Annotated in this window: 15 protein-coding genes; 9 read left to right on the plus strand and 6 right to left on the minus strand. The window is 33.0% G+C overall.

The window, feature by feature from the left end:
- The first annotated feature begins 249 nt into the window (after window positions 1–249).
- The 8 genes from GQ47_RS02070 (at window position 250) to GQ47_RS02105 (ending at window position 6051) form a co-directional block, all read left to right on the plus strand.
- Window positions 250–471, plus strand: a complete 222-nt coding sequence (locus GQ47_RS02070) for a 2TM domain-containing protein (RefSeq protein WP_051951300.1) — start codon at window positions 250–252, stop codon at window positions 469–471.
- A 13-nt stretch (window positions 472–484) separates the two neighbouring features.
- Window positions 485–1051, plus strand: coding sequence for a cupin domain-containing protein (locus GQ47_RS02075; protein ID WP_035644228.1), 567 nt, complete (start codon window positions 485–487; stop codon window positions 1049–1051).
- Between the two features lie 18 nt (window positions 1052–1069).
- Entirely contained in the window at window positions 1070–1624 is a 555-nt protein-coding gene (locus tag GQ47_RS02080) for a carboxymuconolactone decarboxylase family protein (protein ID WP_035644232.1), read from the plus strand.
- A 55-nt stretch (window positions 1625–1679) separates the two neighbouring features.
- Window positions 1680–2534: an alpha/beta fold hydrolase gene (locus GQ47_RS02085; RefSeq protein ID WP_081909308.1), complete on the plus strand. Its 855-nt coding sequence runs from the start codon at window positions 1680–1682 to the stop codon at window positions 2532–2534.
- Between the two features lie 245 nt (window positions 2535–2779).
- Window positions 2780–3613 carry an SDR family NAD(P)-dependent oxidoreductase gene (locus GQ47_RS02090; protein WP_035644237.1) on the plus strand — a complete coding sequence of 278 codons (834 nt, stop codon included), beginning with the start codon at window positions 2780–2782 and terminating at the stop codon, window positions 3611–3613.
- Between the two features lie 17 nt (window positions 3614–3630).
- Window positions 3631–4545, plus strand: coding sequence for an AraC family transcriptional regulator (locus GQ47_RS02095; RefSeq protein ID WP_035644239.1), 915 nt, complete (start codon window positions 3631–3633; stop codon window positions 4543–4545).
- An 82-nt stretch (window positions 4546–4627) separates the two neighbouring features.
- Window positions 4628–5209, plus strand: coding sequence for a TetR/AcrR family transcriptional regulator (locus GQ47_RS02100; protein WP_035644240.1), 582 nt, complete (start codon window positions 4628–4630; stop codon window positions 5207–5209).
- Window positions 5210–5259: 50 nt separating this feature from the next.
- Window positions 5260–6051 carry an SDR family NAD(P)-dependent oxidoreductase gene (locus GQ47_RS02105; protein ID WP_035644242.1) on the plus strand — a complete coding sequence of 264 codons (792 nt, stop codon included), beginning with the start codon at window positions 5260–5262 and terminating at the stop codon, window positions 6049–6051.
- A 176-nt stretch (window positions 6052–6227) separates the two neighbouring features.
- On the opposite strand, the gene GQ47_RS02110 is transcribed toward GQ47_RS02105, so the two are convergent.
- The 3 genes from GQ47_RS02110 to GQ47_RS02120 form a co-directional block, all read right to left on the minus strand.
- Entirely contained in the window at window positions 6228–6926 is a 699-nt protein-coding gene (locus GQ47_RS02110; RefSeq protein WP_035644245.1) for a hypothetical protein, read from the minus strand.
- Between the two features lie 218 nt (window positions 6927–7144).
- Window positions 7145–7867 carry a DUF2278 family protein gene (locus tag GQ47_RS02115; protein WP_035644248.1) on the minus strand — a complete coding sequence of 241 codons (723 nt, stop codon included), beginning with the start codon at window positions 7865–7867 and terminating at the stop codon, window positions 7145–7147.
- A gap of 410 nt (window positions 7868–8277) precedes the next feature.
- Complete coding sequence (locus tag GQ47_RS02120; protein ID WP_035644251.1) at window positions 8278–9921, minus strand: alpha-L-fucosidase; 1644 nt, start codon at window positions 9919–9921, stop codon at window positions 8278–8280.
- 212 nt (window positions 9922–10133) lie between these two features.
- On the opposite strand from GQ47_RS02120, the gene GQ47_RS02125 reads away from it, so the two are divergent.
- Entirely contained in the window at window positions 10134–11012 is an 879-nt protein-coding gene (locus GQ47_RS02125) for a helix-turn-helix domain-containing protein (protein WP_035644253.1), read from the plus strand.
- A 157-nt stretch (window positions 11013–11169) separates the two neighbouring features.
- Here GQ47_RS02125 and GQ47_RS02130 read toward each other — a convergent pair whose 3' ends face one another.
- The 3 genes from GQ47_RS02130 to GQ47_RS23570 form a co-directional block, all read right to left on the minus strand.
- Window positions 11170–11547, minus strand: a complete 378-nt coding sequence (locus tag GQ47_RS02130) for a nuclear transport factor 2 family protein (RefSeq protein WP_035645108.1) — start codon at window positions 11545–11547, stop codon at window positions 11170–11172.
- Window positions 11548–11599: 52 nt separating this feature from the next.
- The gene (locus GQ47_RS02135) at window positions 11600–12115 is read right to left on the minus strand and encodes a PRC-barrel domain-containing protein (RefSeq protein ID WP_035644255.1); all 516 of its coding nucleotides are present in this window, start codon (window positions 12113–12115) and stop codon (window positions 11600–11602) included.
- Window positions 12116–12180: 65 nt separating this feature from the next.
- Complete coding sequence (locus GQ47_RS23570; protein WP_193745203.1) at window positions 12181–12336, minus strand: hypothetical protein; 156 nt, start codon at window positions 12334–12336, stop codon at window positions 12181–12183.
- Window positions 12337–12377 lie beyond the last annotated feature (41 nt).

Below are 12377 nucleotides of genomic sequence, written 5' to 3' on the forward strand. Positions count from 1 at the left end.
ACTTTCTATAAGCTTAAATATGCAGCAGGTTTCTTCTTGCTGCAGCGGTAAGTCTGTGTCTTTTAGAACTTGTCTTCTTTCTATAATTAGAAGTATCAAAATCATATTCTTCGTTTCGTTCTTAACCAAAGTCAATGATTTTAACGAAATGCTGTCTCTACCTTTGTCATGTAAATAAATTGAAAATCAACCAATTAAAACATTTCTTTTTTAAAATAACCTATTACTAATAATTTAAAAAACTTTATTATGAAAACTAGATTTAACATCGACACTAAGACAAATAAAAATCTAAAATTAGGATTCAAAATTCACTTTCTTGTCTTTCTATTAGTTAGTCCGATAATCTTCATTATTTGGTATTTAACAGACACTACATATCCATGGCCATTATGGTCTACATCTGCATGGGCAGTTGGAGTTCTTTTTCACTATTTAGGTGTGTTTGTATTCAGAAAAAATAAAATCTAAAACCTTAGAAATCATGGAAACAAATACAACATTCAGACGAATCGTAACCGGACATAATACAGAAGGCAAAGCCATTATTTTGTCAGACGAAGTTCCAACAAGAACCTATATGGTAGGCGGACCAAACGGAGCGAAATTTCATGAAGTTTGGAACACTAAACAAACTCCTGCTCTAATAGATGCTATTTCTAAAGATCCTGAAGAAACCGGACTTATTTTGGGACCTCCAAAACACGGAACAAGAATACGAGTAATCGATTTTCCGCCAGAAAGTGATGAAATTAGAAATCTTACCAAAGAACAGGCTTTTGAACATTTTAAAACTATGAGCGGTGAACATGCTTCAAAAGCTGGCGGAAATGCACCTCACCCATTAATGCACAAAACAGAAACGATTGACTACGGAATTGTTCTCGATGGTGAATTAACCTTAATTGTTGACGAAGGCGAAACAACAGCAAAAGCAGGAGACATTATTGTGCAACGAGGAACAAATCATGCCTGGAGCAATAAATCTGGAAAAACATGCCGTATTGTCTTCATTTTGATTGATGGAGAATTTGAAGAAAACCTTCGCTAAATCTTAAAAACAATTGTTATGCGAGTAAATCCTATAAAACCAGAAACAATGAACGATGAAGTTCGATATGTTCATGATGAAGTTTTTAAACTCATTACACATAGTCAGGGTCCTGTTGTGATGACTAATAATGAAGGTGCTTTGACTGGTCCTTTTCCGCCCATGCTTGCTTTTCCTCAATTTGGAATTCCGGCTTTAAGTTTTGTACGTTCATTAGACAATTATGCAACGCTTCCTAAAAAAGTTCGGGAAGTAGCTATTCTTACTGTTGGTGCTGCATTTGGCGCACGTTTCGAACTTTATGCTCATGAAATCATGGCAAAACATTTTGGCTTTTCTGCAACAGCAGTGGCATCACTGTCATCCGGAATTCGTCCTGCTGATTTAAACGAGGAAGAAGCTATCGCGTATGAAATCGCTTCAATTTTAGCAAAAGGCCGAATTGTTCCAGACTCCGCTTATAATCTTGCAAAGGAAATATTAGGACAAGATGGTTTGGCCGAACTCATATTCTTAGTGAGTGCTTACACGCTACTTGCCACAGTTTTAAATGGTTTTGATGTTCTTCCATAATTTAAAAAGACATCCAATTTTTATAAAAATAAAACAAATGATAAATTTAAAAACAATGAAAAAATCAAAAATTAATTCTCAAAATTCCTTAAAAACAATCTCAAAACTTTTCTTGCTGTTATTTACAGCCATTTCAACGGCATCATGTACAAATGACGAAAATGCTGCTGTTACAAAAAAATCTCCTGTTGTACTGGTGCACGGCGCATGGCAAGCATCATATGTATGGGATCAAACAGAAGCCGATTTAAAAGCTGCTGGTTATACTGTTACTGTTGTAAAACTGCCTGGACATGGAGAAGATACTACTCCTGCTTATCAGGTTTCATTTAAAGCTTATATTGATGAAGTAAAAAAAGCAATTAACGCATACGATGAACCTGTAATTTTAATTGGTCATAGTTTAGGCGGAGCTGTAATTACACAAACTGCTGCTGAAATTCCTCAAAAAATCAAAAAGTTGGTTTATGTAGCTGGTTTTATTCCTCAAAGCGGGAAAAGCGTTTTGGATTATTCTCAAATGGATAAAGCTTCACTTTTGCCAGCTTCTTTACAATTATCTGATGATCAAACTTTAGCCGGAATCGTAAATCCAGAAGTTAATCTTCCAAAAATCTTTTCTCAGGATGCTACAGCTGTTCAAAAACAATTTCTTGTAGCGCGCTACAAAGCCGAGCCTACAATTCCACTTGGAACACCTTTGAACTATAAAACTGAAGATTATAATTTGGGAGGCAAAAAATATTACATCTTTACCACTGCTGATAATACGATAACTTACAACTTTCAGCAGGAAATGGCAAAAGGTGCCGGTATCACAAATACTTATACGATCAATTCTGGACATAGTCCGTTTATCTCTAAATCTGCAGAATTGACAAAACTTTTAAAAGAAATTGTATCAAAATAAACATAATTCACCTTTTGATTTATAAAAGATTCCTGAAGTGTTTTCAGGAATCTTTTTTATTTTCATAATACTAAAGATCTATAATTCAATTCGCATTGGTTTCCTTTGGAGTACAGACAGTCTTTTAATTGATTAAAAATATATTCTGAAGGAAAAAACTCAATTTGAACACATAAATCCTGAATCTGAACACTTTTAAAACCTGCATCTTTTTGAATTTTGCCTTATTAATTAAACACAAAAATATGAGCACTCAAAAAGTATGGTTCATTACCGGCGCATCAAAAGGAATGGGACTTGAAACCGTAAATACAGTTTTAAAAAATGGCGATAAAGTTGCTGCCACTTCCCGAAATTTAAAAGAACTAATCGATCAGATTGGGAATCAAAATGAAAATTTTCTACCGCTTCAGGTTAATATTACAAATAATGAAGAAGTAAAAAAGGCCATTGAAACCACAATTGAAACTTTCGGAAAAATAGATGTTATAGTAAACAATGCGGGATATTATCTGGTAGGAAGTATTGAGGAAATCAGCGATGAAGAATTCCGCAAAACAATCGACGTCAATTTGTTCGGAACCGTAAATGTTATCCGAAATGCAATGCCTTTTCTGCGTCAGCAAAAATCAGGGCATATTCTGAATATTGCTTCCAATATGGGATATATTGGTTATGCTAATACCGGAAGTTATAACGCAGCTAAATTTGCTGTAATCGGACTTTCAGAAGCATTGGCAAAAGAAGCAAAACCTTTCAACATTAAAGTTACGGCAATTGCTCCGGGAATGTTTCGCACGCGTTTTATGAGCGACAGCACTTTGGCGGAAACCAAAAATAAAATAGCTATTTACAATGTAGAACAACATGTAAATATGCTGAAAAGTTTTGACGGAAATCAGCCAGGAGATCCAAAGAAACTTGCTAAGGTTTTACTTGCGATTACAGAATTGCCAAATCCGCCTGTACATCTTCCGTTAGGAAACGACAGTTACAACTCAATTGTAGAACATAGAAAAAATGAAGCTCAGGAAATGGAAACCTGGCAGCATCTTTCCTACTCTACTAATTTCGATTAATTTGTAAATTTGTTGAAATGAAAAAATCAGTCCCGCATAAAATCAAAACGATTTCAGAACTGCATCAGTTATTTGCACTTCCAAAACCAGATCATCCTTTGGTTAGTGTAATTGATTTTGCTTTATTGAGTTACAAACACGCTGATATCTGGAAACATTTTACAAATGATTTCTACTGTATTACCATCAAAAAAGGCATTAACGGAAAGTTTAAATACGGTCAGCGCGATTATGATTTTGATGAAGGAATGATGACTTTGACAAAACCAGATCAGGTGTTTTCGGTTACACAGACCAATGACAATCCGGTTACTGGTTATATGCTGGTTTTTAAAACTGATTTAATTCGAAATTATCCTTTGGGAAAAACGATTCAGAACTATGGATTTTTTTCTTATTCTATTGCAGAAGCATTACATCTTTCTGATAAGGAAGATGTAATTATTTCCGGTCTTTTAAAACAAATGCAGGACGAACTAAAAAACAATATAGATCATTACAGTCAGGATTTAATTGTTTCGCATCTGGATTTACTTCTTAATTATATTAATAGATTCTACGGCCGTCAATTCATTACCCGAAAAACTTCAAATCATGATTTATTAAGCAGATTAGAACAAACTTTATTAGATTATTTTGAGAATGAAAGCGGAGCTGTAAAAGGACTTCCAACCGTTCAATATTTATCACAGGAACTTCATATTTCTGCCAATTATTTAAGCGATTTACTCCGAAATATTACGGGTTTAAATACACAGCAATACATTCAGAATCATATTATTGAAAAATCAAAACAACTGCTTACTACTTCAAATTTAAGTATAAACGAAATTGCTTATTCATTAGGCTTCGAATACGCTCAGTCTTTTAGCAAACTCTTCAAAAAGAAAACCAATTTAACCCCTTTACAATTCAGGCAATCTTTTAATTAAAGAAAGAAAAAATGCTTTAAAATTTGGAGTAAACTTATTTTTATATAATTTTGTATCGTTCATTACAAAATAAAAATCAACAATGAGAGGAAGACCAACCATCTACGAAGACGCTAATATTGTAAAAAAAGCACAGGAAGTTTTTTGGCAGAAAGGATATAGTGCCACTTCATTGAGTGATTTGCAAAAAGCCACCGGAGCCGGAGCCGGAAGTTTCTATAATACTTTTAAAGGCGGTAAAAAAGAGGTTTTTCAAAAAGCAATTGAAGAACGACGATTGGCTTTTGATTCCTTTAAAATTGAACTAAGCAAAAGCGAATCTCCATTAGAATTGATTAAAGATTTTTTTAGAAGTATCGCTTCCGCGGAGGAAAACGATCATCTTAAAGGCTGTATTATTGCCAATACGGTTGTAGAAATGACCTTTATTGATGAAAACCTGGAAGCTAATGCCGTTCAGATTTTAAAAGAAGTGGAACAAATGTTTACTGAAACCATTAAAAACGAACAAACAAAAGGAAACTTAAAAACGCAAACAGACCCTGAAATACTGGGCAGATATTTAATAACATTTTGGTGCGGACTCAATACTTTACGAAGAATGTATCCGGACAAAAATGTCTTAAAAAACCAAATCGAAATGCAATTAGCTGTTATCAGCTAATTTTTTTGACTTTTTATGTATCAATCATTACAAAAATTAAAACAATAAAAATGAATTTAAAATTAGAAGGAAAAAGAGCTTTTGTAAGCGGTTCAACGCAAGGAATTGGTTTTGCAATTGCGAAACAATTATTAAATGAAAAAGCCGAAGTTATTATTAACGGGCGACATAAAGAAAAAACCAATCTTGCTGTTCAAAAATTAAAAGATGAATTTCCTGATGCTGTAGTTTCAGGAATTGCACGCGATTTTGGAAATAAAGAAGAAGTAACCGCATTACTAAACCAACTAAACGATATTGATATTTTAATAAACAATGTGGGCGTTTTTGAATTAAAAGATTTTAAAAATATCGAAGATGAAGACTGGTATCGAATTTTTGACATTAATGTAATGAGTAGTATCCGACTTTCTAAGAAACTTTTACCACAAATGCTTCAGAAAAAATCAGGAAGAATTATTTTCATCAGCAGTGAATCAGGCGTGAATATTCCTGGAAATATGATTCATTACGGAATGACAAAAGCAGCCATGATGGCCGTTAGCAACGGTTTGTCTAAACTGACTCTGGGTACTGAAGTTACTGTAAATACTATTTTAGGCGGTCCAACTTATTCTGATGGCGTTGCCTCGACAATTGAACATATTGCTTCTTTGCAAAACATTGAAGTCGAGCAAATGAAAAGCGCCATTATACAGCAAACTAATCCGCATTCTTTATTACAGCGTTTTATTGATCCGGCAGAAATTGCTTCGCTCGCGGTTTATTTATCAAGTCCGCTTTCAATCGCAACAAACGGTTCTTGTCTTAGAGCCGATGGCGGTGTTTTAAAAACGATATAAATTATAAAATCTTTCAAATAATTTTTAAGACAAAATAATTCCTTCAAAATATAACCACATAATATAATCAGTTAAAAAACAAAAGTCTCTGAATTTTATAAAATCCCTATGTATTTGATACAAAGGGATTTTTATTATTAATGAAGATTTAAAAAACTTTCATCAGCGGCATTGTATCAACAAATCAACAACAACCGATATTCGCCTTCGTTTTCTATTGGTGCTCGATGAATACAAGGCAATACTTGTTGTTTTGGATGATCTACAGCCAGCCGCCAAAGATGCCCTAATCCTAAATTAATAGGTTCTGCATTCTCATGTATTTGATAATGCAAATCAAAATAATTTTCCTTTAAAAAGTTTTCGAATTCTTCCTCTGCTCCATCATAAAGCTCTTTTAGCTTTGTTCGGATTTCTGGAATTAGAATTTTTTGCTCGGCTTGGGAATTAGAAATAATATCACTTGCTGCTCCGTGATAAGTGCATAAAAAAGTATCTGTTGTAATAGGAGAACGATCAACATGAAACGAATACACATCAGTCGATATGAAATCAAATTCATCATCGCGCTCATAACACTTCAATAAATTAAGAGAGGGCGAAGCTCCAAAATCGGTTAATAATTGTAAATCATTTAAGATTATTTCCCTTGCTATATTTCCCTTTTCTGAAAGTTGAAGCGCTATTAAGTCTTCAGGAAAAACTTCTGTTATATTTTCTTTTAAAGATAATTTGGCTACAATCTCATTAAAATCGCCATCCAAATTTCTGTACCAGCATAGTGCATTCATTTCTCCTTTGAAATTTGTATTTACTAAATCAAAAAAAGTAGAAACTATTCCAATTTGGTTGTTGTCAGAAAAGGTATTGTTCATAGTATAATATTGCAGCGATAAATTACTGGTAAAACGTTAGTTTAGTTCCATTCTGGAAACTGTTTTTTTATTTAAGCCAAGCTTTTTAATTGCTTTCATAAATAATAAATAACTTAGATGGAATCTCGTTAAAATTACCTTCTAAATTTCTGTACTAAAATAACGAATTTATTTTACCCTTAAAATATCGGTATACACAAGCTCAGAGAAAACAGTTACTATATTGGGTGACCAAAATCATCCGTTTTGAAAGATTGTGTTGCAAATTTATTAAAGAAACCTACATAACTTCCATCTGCTTTTTGAACTATCGTGGCTCCATCCTGCCATATTGCGTTATCTGCAGAATGGCCTCCATTTATAGGATCGCCCTGATTTTGATGGATATCGTGCACACCATTACCTGTATTAAAAAATTGACCTAAAATCAATAATTTATCTCCCTGAACCAATACAGATTCTAATTGTTCTATAGCATCAATATTACTTCCTATTTTCCAAAACGATGATTGCTCAAGAACTATAATTTTAAAAGGTGCATTGGATCTTATTTCTGATTTCTCAAATTGTTTCAATTTCGTTGGATAAATCCATGGCGGTATTTTTATAATCCAATTATAATAAAACAATATTGGTATTCTTATGGTCACCCACATTGGTTTCCATCTTATATAATCAATAGCACCACTCGATTCATTAGAAACCAAATGAGTCCATCCATCTGGCTTTGATACAATCATAGCTAAATCGCTGGCAGAAAGATTAATAATCCTCCATTGTATTTGTGTTGACTGACTATCAACATCTATAGCACAGCGATAATTAATTCCGTTGGCCAGAATTTCAACATTTCCATGATAAAATTTTCCAAAATTATCAGGTTGATCTCGATAATATTTAAATTTAGTACCCTTAAGTACTCCGTATTTGTCTAATGGCATAGCTCAACTTTTATTAGGTTAATTTTCCCTGATTGGGGCTTATAACATATTTTTTAATAAGTGGCGTTTAACAGAAAAACAACGGGAGTGTAAACAATATGTCTTCACAAACAAAAATAAGAAAATTCACTCAACCAAAAACAAGTACAACTACCTGTTTTTCAAACATATAATCCTTAAGTAGATTTCAAAGACATATTTCGGATATATCTCAAATTAAGTTCTTTATCTAAGATCAATATCAAATAAAATTTCACTCGTCTGACCTTATTTATCTAAATATAAAATGCCTCCGTTTAAAGAGGCACTTTTTTAAATAAAGATATAAGTTGACAAAAAACACATTAACTCCATTCAGGAAACTGGGTTCGATCTTTAATTTTTAACAGTCATTCTCAAACAGCTCATTTTTAACTTATTTCTAAAGCATTAGCAAATGAAGCTTCTGTTTTTTGTTTAGGAAAATACACTTCGAGTGCTTTATTATTTTGTTTAAAATTAAGTTTCTCTCCAGTACTAACTAATTTTATCTGTTTTATTTTTCCGGTATAATAAGACATTTCTGTGCCTAAACTTTTAATAACAGCAGTTCCGTTTTCTGGCCAATCCATAACGGTCGCATAAAGAACATTGTCTTTTTGCACAAAACGAATGTCTTGTGATGTAAAAGCTTTTCCTTTTCCTTCATTGAAACCCTGCGCTGTTAATGCTCCGGCACTTTCCTGTTGAGGTCCTTCCCCAAATATTTTCCACGGACGTGTACCATAAATACTACTACCGTTAAGCTTCATCCAAGCTCCAATTTCCTTTACAATTTGTCGTTCTAATTCATCGATACTCCCATCACCTCTTACTGGAATATTAAGCATTAAATTCCCATTTTTGCTTACTACATCTATTAGCGAGTGAATAACCGTTTTAGCTGATTTGTAGCGCTTATTTTCGTAAACACTTCGATCGTAATGCCAGTTACCAATGCAAGTATCTGTTTGCCAAGGCAAAGGTTCAATTTCATTACTTTGTCCTTTTTCAATATCCCAAACCAAAGCTTTTCTCTGCTGTTCGGTTAAAATTTTACCTGTAATTACGGTTTGAACGCTTTTATTTTTTTGAAAACTTTTATTATAAAGATGCGCTGCAATACGCAAACCCGCATCGCTAATTGGCCAGAGTGGCAACGCTGTATCATCAAAATAAAGCATATCAGGATTATACTTATCGATTAAATCAATAGTTCTGTTATGAAAATTTTCGATGTAAGTTTCACTCGGTTTTGCCACACCGCTACCCCAGTTCCATTGGCTGTGTATACCATTATTGTCATCACTTTTTTCGCTTAGCGGATGATTCTGCGCATACAATTCCTGTGGATCTAAACCTTCCCACCAAGTTCCTTTTCCATCGGCTTTGGTCAATTTCCCATCATAAGGGACACCTGCCAAAGGGCCATTTATATCAGAACGCTGAGCTGTCTCAAACCAACTCCAGGCATGCGCAGCGTGGACACTGACAGCAAAAGGAAGATTTGCTTTTCGGGCAGCTTTTTCCCATCCGGCTATAATATCTTTTTTGGGGCCCATTTTGGTCGAATTCCAATTTGGCTGATATTTGCTGTTATAAAGATCTAAATTATCATGATGGTTTGCCATAGCCATAAAATACTTAGCTCCAGCGTCTTTATATAAGCTGACTAACTCTTCAGGATTCCAATTATCAGCTTTCCAAACGTTGATTACATCTTTAAAACCAAATTTAGAAGGATGTCCGTATTTTTCTAAATGAAATTTATATTGACGAGAACCTTCCTCATACATGCTTCTTGCATACCAATCACCAGCTTCAGGTTCACATTGAGGTCCCCAATGCGCCCACATTCCAAATTTAGCATCACGAAACCAATCCGGAACCTGATATTTGGCAAGTGAATCCCAAGTGGGTTCAAAAGGACCTTTAAAATCTGGTGAACCTAAAAAGTTTCTTTGAGCCAACAAAGGCGATAAATACAAACCAACAATTCCTGATGCTGCTAATTTTAAGGCGTTACGTCTATTCATTTTATTCTTATTTTTTTACTTCTTAGCTTTTTTTACCAATTCTAATAATCTTAATTCAGATTAAAATTTCTGTATTTTTTTATTCTAAAAGCTTAAAGATTATTTGTTTTAATGCTAAAATTTAAATTATCCCAAAAGCAAATATATCGGATAAGTGATATATTTGTTTTATCTAAATCCGATTTTATATTATTTAAAAACGACTTTTTATCATGTTCAAAAGCACTTTTAAACATTCATTCTCTTTATTGCATGTAGATTATGTGAAATTGTATCAAAATTGGAATTACAATAATGTAATTAGTCCTTATTATCGCTTGTATTATATCGACGAAGGCGAAGGATTTATTTCTGACCATTATAGGCGCTTAACTTTAGAACCCGGAAATCTATATCTTATTCCCAGTTTTACAATATGTAATCTAAATTGTGACGATTATTTGAGTCAATATTTTATTCAGTTTTTTGAAGAATCTCCAGATGGAATATCACTTTTTAGCAACAATAGATCTGTAATGAAATTACCTGCGGAAGAAATTGACATCGCGCTTATTAAAAGATTACTTCAGAGTAATCCCGGAAGAGGAATTAATCGATCAGAGAATCCGGAAGTTTACGAAAAAGAAGTCTATTACAAGGAATATTTGTCTTTAAACAATAGAATGAAGCCACATTTAGCTTTTGAAAATCAAGGAACACTTATTCTTTTAATTTCGAAATTTCTGAAGTTAACGAATTTGAAAGCAGACGAAACAAAATCTATTTCTTCTAAAATATTGGATACAATGAGCTACGTTCAGCTTAACTTAAGCAAGAATATTACGGTTTATGAACTTGCTCAAAGAGTAAATCAAAATCAGGATTATTTTTCAAAGCAATTTCTGAATCACACCGGACAAAGACCATTAAATTACATTCATGAGAAAAAAATCGAAAGGGCTCAATATCTTATTACAACCACAACTAAAAGTTTCCTAGAAATCGCTTTAAATACCGGTTTTTCTAATTTGCCGCACTTTTCAAAAATATTTAAACAGATAGTTAAGCTTACACCTGGTGAATATCGCAATAAAAACACTTTTTTGAATTGAATCGATATGAGCCAAAATAATTTTATCTTCACTTCTAACCTTTTTTTAAACATGTTGCAAATTATAATCTGAAACAAACTTTCTAAGTTTAGAGATACGCTTAAAAAAAAAAACGCTAAACCAAAAGTTTAGCGTTTTTTATGTCTTGTTTTGTAATCTATTGTTTAGACAACTCTGTCTCTGTATGAAGTGCACAAACCCAATTGTTATTTTTTTTAATCCAAGTAGAAGTACATACACATTTCATTGGCGAATTTTCTTTATCGTCTGCCATTTCTAATTCTATTACATATCCAATTATCGTGGTATTTTCGGTAATTAACTTTTCTTCCACATCAGAAATATTCAATACTTTTATTTTACCACTATCAACAGACTCAAACATCTTTTTAAACATAGATTCGTCTACACTTTGTAACCCAGTTTTACCGGCTATCATGCAAGGAAACAGCGTAAGTTTTTTTACCGTTTCATAATCATGATTTTCCATTGCTTGCCAATATTTTTTTTCCAGTTCAATAATTTGCGTTTCCATAATCATCTTTTTAATTGATGAAACAATTTACAAAAAATCTGATAAAAAAATATTATTTGTGGTCAAATTCTCTGCGGTCATAAAAGGTATCATCATCGCTATAATACACAGAATCAGGATCATTTCGTTCAGGATAATACGAATTCATTACTCTTCTTTCGTAGTCCCTGTCAAAATTGTGTTGTCTGTTATATCTGTTTGTATTTCTGAATGTATCGTATCCTATGCTGTTTGCCATAACGATTTTCGTGTCTTTATTTATGCTTACAGATCCAATTGGTATGATAATATGGCTATCTCCGTCTTTATAGAGAAATTCCCTTCCATTATCGTTGGCAATAACGTCATGTACCTCATTGTGTTTGTCCTCAATTAGTTCTTTAGCTACTTTCACATCCAAGTAAACAACGCGCTGCATATCCTTATTCACCCAGAGATTATCAATTGTACCAATAGTACGGTTATCAGCATCTACTATCTTCCATCCTCTTACATCAGAATAATTTGATGCAATTTTATAATCAGATAGTTCGTCCAGTCTATATAGGTTTCTGTTTTTATTTTCCATAATTTCTAATTTTAATTATATATATTTTGCCGGATTTAACTTTAGTATTTCCTGGCTATTGTACTCTATTGTGCACTTGTAGTGTTTTCAATATCTACACTATTTTCATTGTGAACGGTATGGTCACAAAAATAGATATAGTATATAATACCTGCGATAACTAACAGCACAGCAACCCACGGCCATACCGGTTTTTTCTTTTCAATTTTAATTTCTGCCATAACTCTATTTTTTTGATTTTTTAATAGTTTCAATACATCAT

The sequence above is a fragment of the Flavobacterium sp. ASV13 genome (assembly GCF_000745775.1).
Taxonomy (GTDB): Bacteria; Bacteroidota; Bacteroidia; order Flavobacteriales; family Flavobacteriaceae; genus Flavobacterium.